This is a genomic window from Skermanella aerolata KACC 11604 (assembly GCF_000936425.1).
GTDB classification, from domain to species: domain Bacteria; phylum Pseudomonadota; class Alphaproteobacteria; order Azospirillales; family Azospirillaceae; genus Skermanella; species Skermanella aerolata.
Window position 1 is genome coordinate 58,566 of record NZ_AVFK01000024.1, and the last position, 14,400, is coordinate 72,965.

At 66.6% G+C, this 14,400-nt stretch carries 16 protein-coding genes; 4 read left to right on the forward strand and 12 right to left on the reverse strand.

Going from position 1 to position 14,400, the window contains the following annotated elements; translation table 11 throughout:
- Positions 1 to 36 precede the first annotated feature (36 nt).
- From N826_RS24585 to N826_RS24600, 4 genes are read right to left on the reverse strand one after another with little or no spacing between them, the layout of a single operon-like run.
- The gene (locus N826_RS24585; protein WP_044433051.1) at positions 37 to 1,509 is read right to left on the reverse strand and encodes a portal protein; all 1,473 of its coding nucleotides are present in this window, start codon (positions 1,507 to 1,509) and stop codon (positions 37 to 39) included.
- 3 nt (positions 1,510 to 1,512) lie between these two features.
- Positions 1,513 to 1,932, reverse strand: coding sequence for a hypothetical protein (locus tag N826_RS24590; RefSeq protein WP_044433052.1), 420 nt, complete (start codon positions 1,930 to 1,932; stop codon positions 1,513 to 1,515).
- A 36-nt stretch (positions 1,933 to 1,968) separates the two neighbouring features.
- Positions 1,969 to 2,427, reverse strand: coding sequence for a hypothetical protein (locus N826_RS24595; RefSeq protein WP_044433053.1), 459 nt, complete (start codon positions 2,425 to 2,427; stop codon positions 1,969 to 1,971).
- A complete protein-coding gene (locus N826_RS24600; RefSeq protein ID WP_308518136.1) occupies positions 2,424 to 2,843 on the reverse strand; it encodes a hypothetical protein in 420 nt (139 codons plus the stop codon). The genes N826_RS24595 and N826_RS24600 overlap by 4 nt, the downstream gene beginning before the upstream one ends.
- A gap of 158 nt (positions 2,844 to 3,001) precedes the next feature.
- On the opposite strand from N826_RS24600, the gene N826_RS24605 reads away from it, so the two are divergent.
- Together N826_RS24605 and N826_RS24610 are read left to right on the forward strand one after the other, a co-directional pair.
- The gene (locus N826_RS24605) at positions 3,002 to 3,634 is read left to right on the forward strand and encodes a S24 family peptidase (protein ID WP_044433054.1); all 633 of its coding nucleotides are present in this window, start codon (positions 3,002 to 3,004) and stop codon (positions 3,632 to 3,634) included.
- 68 nt (positions 3,635 to 3,702) lie between these two features.
- Positions 3,703 to 3,999, forward strand: a complete 297-nt coding sequence (locus N826_RS24610) for a hypothetical protein (RefSeq protein ID WP_044433055.1) — start codon at positions 3,703 to 3,705, stop codon at positions 3,997 to 3,999.
- Between the two features lie 312 nt (positions 4,000 to 4,311).
- Here N826_RS24610 and N826_RS24615 read toward each other — a convergent pair whose 3' ends face one another.
- The 4 genes from N826_RS24615 to N826_RS24630 form a co-directional block, all read right to left on the reverse strand.
- Positions 4,312 to 4,584 (reverse strand): DUF2312 domain-containing protein, encoded by a 273-nt coding sequence (locus tag N826_RS24615; protein ID WP_044433056.1) that lies wholly within the window; start codon positions 4,582 to 4,584, stop codon positions 4,312 to 4,314.
- A gap of 156 nt (positions 4,585 to 4,740) precedes the next feature.
- Positions 4,741 to 5,055 carry a DUF1244 domain-containing protein gene (locus tag N826_RS24620; protein WP_044433057.1) on the reverse strand — a complete coding sequence of 105 codons (315 nt, stop codon included), beginning with the start codon at positions 5,053 to 5,055 and terminating at the stop codon, positions 4,741 to 4,743.
- Between the two features lie 271 nt (positions 5,056 to 5,326).
- Positions 5,327 to 6,475, reverse strand: coding sequence for a carboxylate-amine ligase (locus N826_RS24625; protein WP_044433058.1), 1,149 nt, complete (start codon positions 6,473 to 6,475; stop codon positions 5,327 to 5,329).
- Positions 6,476 to 6,480: 5 nt separating this feature from the next.
- Complete coding sequence (locus N826_RS24630; protein ID WP_044433059.1) at positions 6,481 to 7,302, reverse strand: N-formylglutamate amidohydrolase; 822 nt, start codon at positions 7,300 to 7,302, stop codon at positions 6,481 to 6,483.
- 159 nt (positions 7,303 to 7,461) lie between these two features.
- Here N826_RS24630 and N826_RS24635 point away from each other — a divergent pair, with 159 nt between their 5' ends.
- Both N826_RS24635 and N826_RS45790 read left to right on the forward strand, forming a co-directional pair.
- The gene (locus N826_RS24635) at positions 7,462 to 8,397 is read left to right on the forward strand and encodes a DMT family transporter (RefSeq protein WP_084721153.1); all 936 of its coding nucleotides are present in this window, start codon (positions 7,462 to 7,464) and stop codon (positions 8,395 to 8,397) included.
- A gap of 235 nt (positions 8,398 to 8,632) precedes the next feature.
- Entirely contained in the window at positions 8,633 to 9,424 is a 792-nt protein-coding gene (locus tag N826_RS45790) for a FadR/GntR family transcriptional regulator (RefSeq protein ID WP_044433060.1), read from the forward strand.
- A 55-nt stretch (positions 9,425 to 9,479) separates the two neighbouring features.
- Here the strand turns inward: N826_RS45790 and N826_RS24645 are convergent, their stop codons facing one another.
- From N826_RS24645 to N826_RS24660, 4 genes are all read right to left on the reverse strand, one after another.
- Positions 9,480 to 10,313 carry an IclR family transcriptional regulator gene (locus N826_RS24645; protein ID WP_244619449.1) on the reverse strand — a complete coding sequence of 278 codons (834 nt, stop codon included), beginning with the start codon at positions 10,311 to 10,313 and terminating at the stop codon, positions 9,480 to 9,482.
- Between the two features lie 129 nt (positions 10,314 to 10,442).
- The gene (locus N826_RS24650; protein WP_044433062.1) at positions 10,443 to 12,836 is read right to left on the reverse strand and encodes a CHASE2 domain-containing protein; all 2,394 of its coding nucleotides are present in this window, start codon (positions 12,834 to 12,836) and stop codon (positions 10,443 to 10,445) included.
- A gap of 5 nt (positions 12,837 to 12,841) precedes the next feature.
- A complete protein-coding gene (locus N826_RS40475) occupies positions 12,842 to 13,855 on the reverse strand; it encodes an OmpA family protein (protein WP_052831980.1) in 1,014 nt (337 codons plus the stop codon).
- Entirely contained in the window at positions 13,852 to 14,349 is a 498-nt protein-coding gene (locus N826_RS24660; protein ID WP_052831982.1) for a FecR family protein, read from the reverse strand. Before N826_RS24660 ends, N826_RS40475 begins: the two co-directional genes overlap by 4 nt.
- Positions 14,350 to 14,400 lie beyond the last annotated feature (51 nt).

Genomic DNA, 14,400 nt, shown 5'->3' on the forward strand with positions numbered 1-14,400 from the left:
GCTTCATACTCCTCGAAGGTTCGATGAAAGAAAGATTCAGCCGGCGGCTTCAGGCGCCGCCGTCTCCGCCACGGCCGTACGGATCAGTTCGCCCGGCACGCCGAACGACCGGGCGAGCCAGCGGGCGGCGGCGGCGTGATCGACCACCGCCCCGCCTTCCTTGCCAAGGCCCCCGGCCACCTCCAGCCAGCGGAGCGTCGCCTGGACGTCCCGCTGCGCCTGGGCCTGGGCCAGGGGGGAGCGGTACTGAAGCTCGACCGTCCTGCCGTCCACGGCGATGTCGGGAATCTCGCCGCGCCGGCGCAGGATGGCGACCGCGCGCATCATCAGCGGAGTCAGCAACTCCGACTGAAGGCGCCCGTAAGTGGCCCCCAGCAGGCGGGACATCTCGGCGGACCGCTCCATCACCTCGGTCGCGGTCATCCGGCCGTCCGTCACCTGCCCCAGCCTGTCCACCAGCAGCGCGTGCCGGATGCGCCGCCGCAGGTCGTCCAACACTAGCTGCGACACGTCGAACCGGCCGGGCGTCGCCAGCGGCGTCAAGCCCGCCGACCCCACAGCCTTGGGGATGATGGTGCCGGGCACCAGCCGGATCGTGCCGGGGTTCAGCACGCCGTCGTCGTCGGCCTGCCAGATGCCGGTCACCGCGATCGACGCGTTCTTCAGCACCAGCTCGACCACCTTGTTGGCGGTCTTGATGTCGGGCAGCGTCTTCATGACCGGCGACCGGCCATAGGTCTCGCCCGGAGCCTTCAGCCAGCGGAAGTTGATGAAGGGCGAGCGGGCGAAACGTCCCTCCGCCAGCACCTCGTCCTCGGCGTTTCCGCTGTCCAGGATCACGGTGTAGCGATAGACCGGCCCGTCCTTCAGGACGGCCTCGACCACGCCGAACCGCGCCTGTGGGTCCTGTGCTGCTTCTCGCTCCATCGACGGCCCGATCAGTGCGTCCGGAAAGCGCAGGCGAAGCTGCGCCAAGGTCAGTTCGCTCCGCCGGAACGTCCCGTCCAGCCGTCCGTCCGCGCCCTCCTCCAGCACAGCTTCGGCCAGCGGAACCGCCGTGAACCGGAAGCTGGAGTAATCGCCGGGAGGCGCTTCCTCGAACAGCAGGCAGGCGGTGCCCGCCGTCACCAGATCCAGGTAGCACTGGTGCATCTCGACCGCGAAGTTGGACCGGTCGAAATGGGACTGAAGCGTGGCCGCGGCCTTCTCCAGCAGGGGCGCCACGGTGTCGCGCTCCGCCTCCGACAGGTCGGGGCCGGGCATCAGCCCGAACCAGCGGGACCACGGCGGCGTAAGCTGGGCCAGCAGGCTTGCCGCAAGCTGTTCGACCGCATCGGCCGCCGTGCCGTCGAACAGCCGGTCGGTCTTCCTCTCCCCCGGATTGCCGCCCCGGCCAAAGCCGCCGCCATGCGGCAGGGCATAGTCGTAGCATTCCTGCCAGTGGGACTCCCAGATGCCGCGTTTCGCCTTGGCGCTGGCGAAACGTTGAAGCAGCGACGATACGTCCATCGCCTATTCCCCCAGCAAGCGCTTCCGCGCCGGGGCGGAGGATCCCGTGGCCGTCGGCTGAAGCACGCCGCGCCACGACGTCAGCACCGTTCCGCTGACGCTGCGGTCGCGTTTCGCCAAGGCCTGCTCGGCCGCGACGACGGGGTCGGTTTCGGGCTTCACCACCGTCGTCGTCGGGGTCGTGGTCGGGGTATCGACCACCTTCGGCGTCGTCACGGGAGGCGGGACCGGGGTCGGATCGGGCGTCGCCGGCACCGGATCGGCCACGACAGGCTTGGTCTCCACGACAGGAGCAACCGGCGCCGGCTTCGGCGCCGTGACGGTCGTCGTAGCCGGTGTCGGCGTAACCGGCGTAGCGGTCACGACCGGCGCCGTGGTGGTGATCGCGGCCGGAGCCTTGGGCGGGGTAAACATCTTGGCCATGGCGGCTCAATTCCTTCAGGCAAAGGTCAAATCGAATTAGGCAACAGTGCCGGAGCGAGCCGTGGTCCGCCGATGTCCCAGTCCGTCCGGGTCCGACAGCCGGCGGTAAAGCTGCCAGGGCGTCACCACCCGGCGGTCGTGCAGCCCCAGGACGCGCTTGGCCGCCTCGACGCAGGTGAACGGCATCAGCGGCGCCGGGCGGAGATGATCGCGCCGAACCGGGGCAGTGACCACGGCATGGCCGCGCTCCCTCAGCCAGCCTATCAGGTCGAAATCGGGGGCTACCGGCTGGACCACGACTTCCATGTGCGGCGACAGCGGATCGACGGTGATCCAGCTGGCGCCGTCGTTCAGCACGACGAAGCAGTGGCGGAAGCCCGGACGCAGCAGGCGCAGCCACCACATTTCCGCCTCGCCGCAGAAGGCTACCCAGGCCTTCGGCTCCGTCCCCGGCGGCGCGCCGGGCGGCGCCACGGGCAACAGGGCGCCGCTCATCGCACGATCCCCTTTTCGCGCAGGACAGGGTCCAGGAAGGCCAGCGCCTCACGCCACAGGCTGGACGCCCTGCACTCCAGCCGGCGTTCCGGGTCGGGCGCCATCAGGCGTTTGCCGTAGTGGACCAGCACGTGAAGGTGATCGCGGATCAGCTTCCGCTGCCGGTACAGCCGGTCGATCTCCCGCATCATGTCGAGCGGTTCGCAGGGGCGCGGCACCGTGCCGCGGCCGGCTACGATCCTGGCGCCGGACGAGCGGGCCTCCTGGGCCTGGACGAACCAGAACCAAGCTTCCTCGGTGCTCACGAACGGGACGGAATCGTCCTCGGAACCCAAGGGTTCGTGCCGATTTTTGCCGTGGACGGGCTGGCCATCCGGACGGGTCCGGGTGTGGCTGGGGGACGGGTTACCGAACAAGCGGCACCTCCTGCGGAGATATGTTTTGGGAAAAGAGCGTCCCGTGACGGGAGCTGCGCCCTTGATGTTCCCCTTATGTTCCGTTTTAATTCCTACGTCAAGCTTTTTATGAAAACCTTCCTAGGGACAAGCAGATGGGAATATGTGAAGATGTTCCCATGCTTAAACATTCGGATATTTGGCAGGCGATTGATCGCCTCGCAGCCCAGAACGAGCTGTCGGCATCCGGCCTCGCGCGGCGGGCCGGGCTGGACCCGACGACGTTCAACAAGAGCAAGCGGACCACCAGCGAAGGCAAGCTGCGCTGGCCCTCGACCGAAAGCATCTCAAAGGTGCTGGAAGCGACCGCCAGTTCGTTCAGCGAGTTCGTCTCCCTGATCGACAGCGATCAGGCGAAGGGCTCGATGCAGCGCATTCCGGTGATCGGCTATGCACAGGCGGGAGCACAGGGCTTCTTCGACGATGCCGGCTATCCGGCGGGCAGCGGATGGGACGAGCTTCAGTTCCCCCATGTCGGGGATCCGCACGCCTATGCCCTGGAAATCAGCGGCGACAGCATGGAGCCGGTCTACCGCGACGGCGACATCGTCGTCGTCTCGCCCTCGACCAGCCTCCGGCGCGGCGACCGCGTCGTGGTGAAGACCACCGGCGGCGAAGTGATGGCGAAACAGCTCCTGCGCTCGACCGCCAACCGGATCGAGCTTCAGTCGATCAACCCGGCCCATCCGTTGCGGACCCTGACGCCGGGTGAAATCGCCTGGATGGCAAGGATCGTCTGGGCCAGCCAGTGATTCCCTGGGCTGGTAGTCCTCTGGAATAAATTCCTTTACAGCGGGTTGGGTTTGTGGTCACATGAACCATGATGCCCGATTCGCTGACCGACCTGTACCGGACCCATGACGGTCCACCGCCCCGTCCAGCCCTGAAAGCCGCCCTGCTCGATGGGAATTCGTCGCACACGATGGGGCGCATCCGGGCGGGTTGGACGCTGGCCTCCCGCCTCGCCGCCGATCAGCGTCTGGGCATCGCCCGCCGCCGCGCCGCCTGCGCCAGTTCTCCCCAGTCAGACCCCTGGCTTACGCGCTTGGTCGCCGATCTAGCGCTTCACCGCGCCGGCGCGGAGTTCTGGCGGAAACGCTTTCAGATTTTTGCATAGAAACACGCAAACCTCGTCCTCTCCTCCATCATACCCGAACGTGGAGGGCGCAGGCGCTGACTTATACCAGGAGCCGAAGACCTTGACCGGCGCTCCTGCCGCCTTGTCGGGCTGAAGAGGCCCGACCTACAGGAGCACGCAATCCTTTCGACCGAGGATTCGGCCATTGTACACGAGCACGCTGGCGTAGGTCGGGCCTCTTCAGCCCGACTTTAACGTTCCTGACCAGTCAAACACCTTCCGCCTTTGGTGTAAGTCAGCGCCTGTGTGCTCCACGTCTAGACATGACGAAAAGGGACGAATACTTCGTTCTCACTCCATCCCAAGCGCCATTTTGTAGAGTTCGATCAACTCTTCCTCTTCCTGACGCTCTTCCTTGGCCTTCTTCCGCAGCCGAATGATGGTACGGATGATCTTCACATCGAACCCGGTGCCCTTGGCTTCGAGATAGACATCCTTGATGTCATCGGAAATGCCCTTCTTCTCTTCCTCAAGGCGCTCCAAGCGCTCGACAAAAGAGCGAAGGCGATCGGCGGCAATGCCCCCGACGTCATTCGTCGGAGCCGCAACTGAACTGTCCGTCATGAATTCCTCGTCACCTGAAACGACCTGTTGGGCGCACCATAGCCAATCCGAGCGCCAAGGGCACCTGTCGGCGAACGTTCCGGCAAACTTTTCGGTGCGCCCCTGCCCTGCGTGCCCTGGCCTGCACGAAATCAAGCCCAGGCCGGTAGCCGCCGGTCAGTGGTCGGCGCGCGCCTGGGCGGCCGCGAAGGACTGCTGCTGCTCGACCGTCGCTTCCGCCTGATGCTTCGACTTCCACTCCTCGTACGGCATGCCGTAGACGATCTCGCGGGCGTCGTCGTAGCTCATCTCCAGGCCCTTGTCCTCGGCAGCGGCCCGATACCACTTGGACAGGCAGTTGCGGCAGAAACCGGCAAGGTTCATCAGGTCGATGTTCTGCACATCGGTACGGTTGCGCAGATGTTCGACCAACTGCCGGAAGGCTGCGGCTTCCAGTTCGGTGCGCGTCCGCTCGTCCAGTTCCGTCGTCATCGTCTCGACTCCTCGAATTTTCGCGTTATGACCATCGGCGCGGTTACCCCTTGCCTGACATGGCATTTGGTAAGGGATAGCGCAACGCCTCCATATTTCGTTTCCCAAAGACGCTAATTTTAGCTAACTTCAGGGTGCTGGTTTAGGCCCGGTTTCCCAACCTTGGGATGTTGAGCATGGTCATCGATCTGATACCCCATCTTCCTTACGACATGCGCGACCGCGCCGAACAGGTGGCTAAGCGGGCGGCGGGTTTCGCCGAATTGGTCCGCTACGGCGCCGGCTCCAAGCCGAACAGGGTCTCGCCGATCAGCCAGTCCACCACCTGCCTCAGCGCTTCCTGAGGCTCCGCGCCGGCCGCTACCGCTTCGTTGTAGACGGCGACCTGACGATGTGCGCTGGTGCCCCGGCTGACGATGTCGCGGGCATTGGCGATGGCGTCGACGCAGCCCAGCGCTTCCGCATCCTCGCGCAGCAGGTCGATCAGCTCGTCCAGCAACTCATCATAGGGCACGATCTCGCCCCGGCCGAAATCGATCAGTCCGCCGTCGAAGCCATAGCGCTGAGCCCGCCAGCGGTTCTCCTCGATCAGCAGGTTCCGGTAGCGCCGCCACTGGACATTGTCCCGCCGCAGCCGCCACAGCATGCGCAGCAGGCAGACGTAGAAGGCCGCCACCGTCAGCGTATCGTCCAGCCGGGTGCAGATATCGCTGATCCGCACTTCAAGCGTGGGAAACCGGCTCGACGGCCGGATGTCCCACCACAGCTTGGTCGCGTCCTCGATCACGCCGGCCTCGATCAGCGCCCCGACCTGCTGCTGGAACTCGCCGAAGCTATGATACTCCTCAGGCATGCCGGTCCGGGGCAGTTCGTTCCAGACCGCCAGCCGGTAGCTCTTCAGCCCGCTGTCCTGGCCCTGCCAGAACGGCGACGACGTGGACAGCGCCAGCAAATGCGGCAGGAAATAGCGCACCTGGTTCATCAGGTCGATGCGCAGGTTCTCGTCCTCGATCCCGACATGGACATGCATGCCGCAGATCATCAGACGCCGCGCCGGAGCGCCGATATCCCGGGCCAGCATGTTGTAGCGATCGCGATTGGTGTGCTTCTGCGGCAGCCAGACCGCGAAGGGATGGGTAGAGGCCGCGATAGGCGCCATCCCGTAGCGGCTGACGACGTCCGCCACCGACAGGCGCAGCCGCGACAACTCGCCCTTCGCCTCCGACAGGTCGGAACAGACGCGGGTGCCGATCTCGATCTGGCAGCGCAGGAACTCCGGATGGACCTGATCGGGCGCCACGGCCTCGCACGCCGCCAGCATGTCATCGGGGGGTTCGGGCACGATATCGCGGGTCTGCCGGTCGACCAGCAGGTATTCCTCTTCGATGCCGAGCGTGAAGCTGGGAGCCTTGGCAGCCATGATCCTCAGAAGTGCTGGATACGGAAAAGAGCGGGATCGGCCAGGACCTCGTCCATGGCGCGCCCCAGGATGTCCGCCCACTCGATGGCGGCCTCCGGTGTCGTGATCAGGTCCTGCCGGATCTCGACCAGAAGGTTAGGCAGCCCACGCTGTGTCGCGTGCCGGTCCAGGGTCGATCCCTCGCAGTTCCGGCCCGTATACGGCTCGTTGTCGCCGACGCAGAGGTGCGGATCACGCTTCAGGTTCTCGATCACCGGCGCCGCCATCCTGTCGTCCTGATCCCACAGGATGCCGATATGCCAGGGCCGGTCGATGTCGCGCATGACGGGGGTGAAGCTGTGGATCGACACGATGGCCGGAACCTGCCCGCGCTCCATCATCCGGTCGATCTCGGCGCTCACCGTCGTCTGATAGGGCCAGAACAGCTCGTCGATCCGCACCGCCGCCTCGGCCGGGCTGAGCGTCCGGTTGGCCGGGACGATCGTCCCGTCGCTGATGACGGGGATGGAGGTCGGGTCTTCCAGGTCGCGGTTGATGTCGACGATCAGCCTCGAATACCCCGACAGCACCGCCGCCGCATCGTACCGTCCGATCAGCGCCCTGGTGACGTCGGCGGCGCCGATGTCCCAGGCGATATGCCGGGACATCTCCTCGTCATCCAGCCCAAGGGTACCAAGCGACGCCGGCACGGCGTTGGAGGCATGGTCGCACAGCAGCAGGACCGGCGCGCGGCCCTCGCGGTTGAGCACCGTCACCGGCGGCGGGTCGCCGGGACCGAGCAGAGGCGGCAGCGCCGCCGGCTTGGGAGCCGTGGAAGCAGAAGACATGGCGCGCACTATACCTGAAACGAGCCGCGACGAAATGCCCCGTAAGACACAATCGGTCCGATCCTCCCCGGCCGATGCCGCAGGCACTTGCCAAACCAGCCGATCCGGTGTCCATGAGGGATTGAACCGCCAGCACCAGCTCACTCAGAAGCACCAGCGATGCCCACCACTCCGCCCGCCGCCAACGCCGATCCGACTGATCACGACACCGCCGCCTCCGAGGCCAAGGCCCGCCTCGCCCTGATCGGTCTGCTGATCGGTGCGCTCGGCATCGCCCTGTCGCCGATCTTCGTCCGCCTGAGCGAGATCGGTCCGGTCGCCACCGCCTTCTGGCGCATCGGCTTCGCGATGCCGGTGGTCTTCGCCTGGATGGTGCTGGAAAGCCGGAGCGCCAACCCGCCCCGCCGCCCTTCCACCAGACGCGACTACCTCCGCCTGATCTGGGCCGGGCTGTTCTTCGCGGGCGATCTGGCGGTGTGGCACTGGTCTATCCAGTTCACCTCGGTCGCCAACTCCACCCTGCTCGCCAACTTCGCCCCCATCTTCGTGACTCTGGTCGCCTGGGCGGTCTTCAAGCAGCGCTTCTCCCGCACCTTCATCGGCGGCCTCGCCCTGGCGATCGGCGGCGCCGTCGTGCTGATGGGCGAGAGCATGAACCTCAGCGCCAGCCATCTGTTCGGCGACGCGCTCGGCATCGTCACCGCCATGTTCTACGCCGGCTACATCCTGTCGGTCGGACGCCTGCGGGCCGAGTTCTCGACCGCCACGATCATGACCTGGACCGGTCTGGTCAGCGGCCTGACCCTGCTCCCGCTGGCCCTGCTCTCCGGCGAAAGCCTGGCCCCGCCCACCCTCTACGGCTGGGCCGTCCTGGCCGCCCTCGGAGTCATCAGCCATGCCGGAGGCCAAAGCCTGATCGCCTACGCGCTCGCCCACCTGCCGCCGGCCTTCTCCTCCGTCAGCCTGCTCCTCCAGCCCGCCGCCGCAGCCGTCTTCGCCTGGATACTGCTGTCGGAACCCCTGAGCTTTCTCCAGGCGGCCGGTGCCGTCATCGTCCTCGCCGGCATCTTCCTGGCCCGCCGGGGCAGCCGGTGAAATACTCGGCAACAGAATAATTAGAAGACTTATAGATTATATTGCCCGCATCGATGCCGAATCCGGCATCGGACATAAACTTTCTTTTGCCGAATGCTGCACCAGCACCATGTTGCTTTCCCACCAAATTGATTCAAAATGCCGAAGCGGGTTCCGCAACGCTCTGGCGCGGATACTCGTCTGGTACTACCATGTCCGACCGTATCGAGAAGAAACGACCTGGAGGAAGGCGTAATTGACCGACGCGACCGAGGCGACCGAACCTGTAGCCAAGTACGGCGGAGACCGGGTTTCCGACAGGGTCGCGGCTAAACTCCTCGACATGATCGCCCACGGCGAACTGACTCCCGGCCAGCGCCTGCCGGGTGAGCGCCAGCTTGCCGAACAGATGGGCGTCAGCCGCGTATCGGTGCGCGCCGCCCTCCAGCAGTTGAAGACGCAAGGGTTCCTGACCGCGGTCCAGGGAGGAGGGACACGCGTGCTCTCCACCGCCGGCGACATGGACCCCGCCTTGACGGAGATGATCCGGATCAAGTTCGACAACCTCTACGATCTGGCGGAAATCCGGGTCATCCTGGAATCATGGGCGGCTCGCCGCGCCGCCATCAACGCGACCGCCGAGCAGGTCGCCGAGATCGGCCGGACGGTCGTGGCCATGGCTCAACCGTCGCGCGGCAAGCTGCGGGCCACCGACGACGTGGACTTCCACATCGCCATCGGCAAGGCCGCCGGCAGCCCGATCTACATGCACATCCTATCGGTGATCCGCGACACCCTGACCCAGATGCTGGAATTCCACCGGCATGAGCTGTTCGACCGTAGCGAGGACAGGATCGTCCTGGCCCAGCACAGGGCGATCCACCGCGCCATCGACCGCCGCGAACCCGATGCGGCGGCAGCCGCGATGACCGCCCACCTGAACTGGGTGCTGGAGCACTACCACTCCGCTCGCCGACGCCGCGAAGCCACCCTCGCCTCGAAAGACGGAACCGAGGCCCTGACGCCGCCTGCCGACCCGGCTCCCTGACGACTCGTTATTCCTAACGACTCGATATTCCCAACGACTCGATATTCCCAACGACTCAGCCGCCGGGCGGCCTGCCGCCCACCGTCGCCGTCACCTCGGCGGCCGCCCGCGCGACCATGGCACCCAGCGCCGCTATGCGGTCGTCGGGGATGCGGGCCGTCGGACCCGATACCGACAGTGCCGCCAGGGGGCGGCCGTGCTCGTCGTGGATGGGGGCCGCGACGCAGCGCAGCCCGATCGCGTGTTCCTCGTCGTCGATCGCGTAGCCGCGCTCGCGGCTGACGGCCAGTTCCCGCAGCAGGCTTTCCGGGTCGGTGATCGTCTTGTCCGTCAGGCCGACCGCCATCCCTCCCGCCAGCGTCTCGCCGGCCTCCTCGGCCGGAAGGGCGGACAGCAGCGCCTTACCCACGCCGGAGCAGTGCAGCGGCACCCGGATGCCGGGCTGCGACAGCGCCCGCATCATCTGGCGGCACTCGACCTGGGCCAGGAACACCGCTTCGCCCCGGTCCTCCGCCGCCAGATTGACGGTTTCACCCGCCTCTTCCATCAGCCGCCGCATGATCGGCCGGGCCAGCGCCGCGTAGTTCCGCCCGCGCAGGAAAGCGCCGCCGACGCTGAACGCCTGCACCCCGATGAACCAGCGCCCGCGGTCCTCGTCATGGACGACGTAATGCCGCTGCTCCAGGCTCTTCAGCAGCCGGTGGACCGTGCTGGGCGGCAGACCGGTCGCCTGTCCCAGTTCGCCGAGTCCCAGCCCTGCTTCCGCCGCCGCGATACATTCCAGCAGGTCGAGCGCCCGGCTCAGCGCCTGTACCGGGTTCGCCGCGTCGGCCTTGGTACGGCCGCCGGCCATAGCGCCCGTCACCTCGTGTCCATGATCTCCGTCCAAAGCGTCTCCAGGCGGATCTTGCCGCATTCACGAAATTGCGATCCCCTATATCTACGCTTCCTGTGTACGGTTGGCCACCGGCCGGCGCAACCGGTCGCGTCGGATTGGCCCATGTTGCCCACCGCCCGGTCAGTCGAACAAGCGGCCCGGCATGATCACCCGGACCCTGTGATCCTCCGCCCCGCCGCTTTCCAGGACAGCCTCCAGCTGCCCCGCCAGCGCCGCCAGCAGAACGTTGCCGACGCTTTCCGCCCCTTGCGGCCAGGGCACCGGACCATCGTCCGCGACCTCCAGCACGACCGTTTCCCCGGACCGCCCCAGCCGGACGGCGATCTTGCCATGACGCCCGTCGGGAAACGCGTCCTTCAGACGCTCGCTCACCAGTTCGTTGATGATCAGCCCAAGCGGCATGGCGGTTTCGATGTGGCAGCCCAGCGGCGCCGCGCCGACCTCGATGACGATCGTGCCGTCCCCGATGCGCGGGTCGGTGAACGAACGGCACAACTGTTCGACCTGGGCCGTCACGTCGATCCGCGCCAGATCGCCGGTCCGGGCAAGTTGCCCATGGATTCGTCCCAGCACCAGCAGGCGATCCTGGATGGCCGACAATCGCTCCAGCGCCTCCGGATGATCGGTCAGGGCGGATTTTTCCAGCGCGATGACACCCCAGATGCCTTGCAGGTTGTTCCTGACCCGGTGATGGACTTCCCGCAACAGCGCTTCGTTGTCCGCCAGCGCATGCGCCAGCCGGGCCTGCGCCTCCTTCCTGCGGGTTATGTCGCGGCCGATCAGGATGACCGAATCGACATCCAGGACGCCGACTGCCAATTCGAGCCACACCGGCTCGCTTCCAGCCCCTCTCATCGTGACCTCGACCGGCTGGACCGGAACTCCGGCAAGACAACTCTGGATCAGGATTCGCAGATCGGCGGGCGCAAGGCCGAACAGGGGCGCCGCCGTTCCGTAAAGACCCGACTGCGGGCACATGCCGAGCGCCGCTGCCGGCCTGTTGCAGGAAAGGATGTCCCCTTCGCCCGATACCGTCAGGATGGGGTCGGGACTGGCATCGACGACATGCCTCATGAACCGGTCGCGCCGGCGCTGCGCGCCGCGCTCGTGCCGCCGCTCCGCAAGCCCCGCCACCAATGGTGCCAGCAGCAGGCCGAGCACCGGCAGCGTCCAATCGAACAGCAAGCCGCCGCCCCACATCGTCAGCAGCACCAGAACCGCCGAGCCCAGGATCAGGCCGAGCGATGCGATGCAGCGTGCCCTTTGTCCTCCCAGCCTTCCGACGGCCGTCACGCCGCCGATCATCGCCAGGATTTCCAGCAAACCGGCGAAGACCGGCCGCTGCAGCCATTGACCCCGCAAAACGTCGTTTATCACACCGGCTTCGAGGATGGCGGAGGGAACCGGATATTTCACGGACGCGGTGCGCCAGAGAGTACCGACCCCCCGTGCCGAAACTCCGACGACGGCGATCCGGTTCCGCAGCAGATCGGCGTTGCCGCCGCGGTCGAGCACATCCACCGCCCGGACGACCGGCAGAGTGTCCAGACCGCACAGCCTGGGGCGGAAGAAGCCGCTCGCATCCAGCGGTACCCGGTGTTCCCCGATGCGCAGCGCCTCCACCCCAAGCCCGTTGGCCTCGATCAGAAATCCCGACCGTTTCTCCGCGACCCTGACCGCCTCGGGTCCCAGACCGGCCACCAGCCTGCCATCCGCCTGGGCGACCGCGACGACGCGACGCACGATCCCGTCGGCGTCCTGGACCAGCGCCGCCACCCCGGCACCGGCGGCCGCGTCGCGCAGGACCAGGATATTGTCCACCAATCCCGTATGTGCGGGCATTTTGAAAGACTTGTCCGGCCCGACCATGCCGAACCGCCCCTGGACCTGGACCGGCCGGGCGACCGAACCGGCGGAGCCGTCAGGCCCGGCGGACCCATCCGGCCCGTTCCGCCAGGGCGCGCCTCGCGCCGGCATCTCGGAGAGCATCTGCGCCAGGACGACGGGAACACGGCGCAGGGAATTGGCGAAGGTCTGGTCGGTATCCGGCAGGTATCCCAGGATTCCGGACACACCGGCGGGCAATCCGGGCAAGGAGCCCAACCGGGGCGGCGACAACCGGTCGGGCTCCGCGAAGACGACGGCGAAGACCACAGTCCTCACGCCCATGCCGCCGAGCCGTTCGACCAGACGTGCCATGATCCCGCGCGGCCAGGGCCATTGCCCGACCGCCTGAAGGCTTGCATCGTCGATATCGACCGCCACGGTCTGCCCGCTCTCCCCGGATGCCGGACAGAACGTGGCGGCAAGATCGAATGCCTTCAGGCGCATGAGTTCCAGCGGCAGCGGATCGGCCCATCGCAGGACCAGCAGGCCCAGCACCAGCGCCACGATCCACGCCATGCGGGAGCGGCGACCGTCGGCCGGTCCTTTGCCGAACCCTTCGACGGCGGCCGCCACCGGGTCGTACAGATCGGTCATGCCCGCCGGAACGCCGATCCTGGGGAGCGGCATCCCGCTCACCGGACCATCACCTCGACGCGGCGATTGCGCGGCTCCGCCACCCCATCGGCCGTCCTGACCAGCGGATCGGTCTCTCCGAACGACTTGACGTCGATGGCGCCGGCGGGGACGCCTTCCGCCTCGATCAGCCGGGCAACGGTTTCGGCCCGCGACCGCGCCAGACGTTCGTTGGACGGTGCGGCCCCGGCGCGGTCGGTGTGGCCGATCACGGTCAGGTCGGGAACCCGGCGCCTCCGGATATCCGCGGTCAGGTCCAGCAGGACCTGCTTCGACGCGTCGGTGAGATCCTGCCCGCCCGCCTCGAACTGGAGGATGAAGCTCACCGGAGCCTGGGGCACGGCATTCAGCGCATCGCCGAACAGGCCGGAAACCGCTGCCGGCGACAGATCGCCCCGGTCGGCCGGAACGGCGTCGGGGCTGCTCGAAGCGCTTGCGGCATAGGGCCGGTCGAGTGCCTGCCGTCCGCCCCGGGTCTGGACGGCGACCGCTCCCGCGCCGTTTTCCCCCGGCAGCAGGACGACCAGTTCGCTCCGGGCGGCAAGCCTCGCCTCGCCCAGCGCCTGCACGAACTCGCTCCGGCACTGCTCGATATCGGCGGTCTGCCAACCCTCTTCCTGCTGCTCCACCCAGCAATCGAAGGCCGCCTGAGCCCTGGCCGAAGGCTCCGGGGCAAGGATGCGCCCCCCGCCGTCCAGAACGCCCAGCAGGTCGGCGCGCGCCGATCCCAGGTTCTCGCGTGCCGGGCCGGACAGGGCTCGCGTCGCCGGATCGACCGGCTCGACCGGATATCCGGCGGAGGCCCGCACGGCACGGCGCGCATACCACCAGCTGTCCGGCCAGTCGTACTGCTCCGCTTCGCTGGCGCCGAGCGCCTCGTAGCGGGTCGCCAGGGCCGACAGGAACTCGCGGTCGCCCTCCTCGGCCTGTCCGGCGGGCGGCAAGGCCTGACACCCCGCCAGCAAGGCGGCCAGAAGCAAACCGGAAATCGAACGGCGAGCGGCGCGGCTCATGGTATCGCCCCATGGTCGCCGCGATCGGCCGGGGGAACCCGCGCGGCGAAGCGCGTACCCCGCACCCCTATCGTCCCGTTGACCGTCTTGATCTCGACGGCTTGAGGCATCAGGGCGGCGATCCTTCCGGAGATGTAAACCAGCGAGCCTTTCAGGATCGAGACGACGAAGGAAAGCTTTCCCTTCTGAGGCTCGAATACGAAGTCTCGAACCAGAAAATCGCTGCCGGCCCCGAGGGAGACTTGGGTGCCGTCCCTGAACGTAATACCCAGACTGTCGTTCGCGCCGGTCTGTATACGGTCGTTCCGGTAGATTTCCTGCCCGACCTCGGCAGGGACGGACTGTGCGCCCCGAATAACCGCTCCCACTCCGGCAATAGTCTTAATTTGACCTACCGGTTCCTCCGCTTTCAGTTCCCGCCCGTCGAGGGTCACCATCGAAACCATGGTAAAGCCGGCCAAAAGCAATCTGTATTTGTGCATGGTGACCGCCACCCTGGCTGAGTTTTATTAACCTTAGAAGTTTCTCAATTTTTGAGCGAGACT

Excerpts from the sequence above, each read along its gene's own strand:
- N826_RS24585 (WP_044433051.1), bottom strand. The coding sequence starts at position 1,509 with ATGGACGTATCGTCGCTGCTTCAACGTTTCGCCAGCGCCAAGGCGAAA.
- N826_RS24590 (WP_044433052.1), bottom strand. The coding sequence starts at position 1,932 with ATGGCCAAGATGTTTACCCCGCCCAAGGCTCCGGCCGCGATCACCACC.
- N826_RS24595 (WP_044433053.1), bottom strand. The coding sequence starts at position 2,427 with ATGAGCGGCGCCCTGTTGCCCGTGGCGCCGCCCGGCGCGCCGCCGGGG.
- N826_RS24605 (WP_044433054.1), top strand. The coding sequence starts at position 3,002 with ATGCTTAAACATTCGGATATTTGGCAGGCGATTGATCGCCTCGCAGCC.
- N826_RS24610 (WP_044433055.1), top strand. The coding sequence starts at position 3,703 with ATGATGCCCGATTCGCTGACCGACCTGTACCGGACCCATGACGGTCCA.
- N826_RS24615 (WP_044433056.1), bottom strand. The coding sequence starts at position 4,584 with ATGACGGACAGTTCAGTTGCGGCTCCGACGAATGACGTCGGGGGCATT.
- N826_RS24620 (WP_044433057.1), bottom strand. The coding sequence starts at position 5,055 with ATGACGACGGAACTGGACGAGCGGACGCGCACCGAACTGGAAGCCGCA.
- N826_RS24625 (WP_044433058.1), bottom strand. The coding sequence starts at position 6,475 with ATGGCTGCCAAGGCTCCCAGCTTCACGCTCGGCATCGAAGAGGAATAC.
- N826_RS24630 (WP_044433059.1), bottom strand. The coding sequence starts at position 7,302 with ATGTCTTCTGCTTCCACGGCTCCCAAGCCGGCGGCGCTGCCGCCTCTG.
- N826_RS24635 (WP_084721153.1), top strand. The coding sequence starts at position 7,462 with ATGCCCACCACTCCGCCCGCCGCCAACGCCGATCCGACTGATCACGAC.
- N826_RS24650 (WP_044433062.1), bottom strand. The coding sequence starts at position 12,836 with ATGCCGCTCCCCAGGATCGGCGTTCCGGCGGGCATGACCGATCTGTAC.
- N826_RS40475 (WP_052831980.1), bottom strand. The coding sequence starts at position 13,855 with ATGAGCCGCGCCGCTCGCCGTTCGATTTCCGGTTTGCTTCTGGCCGCC.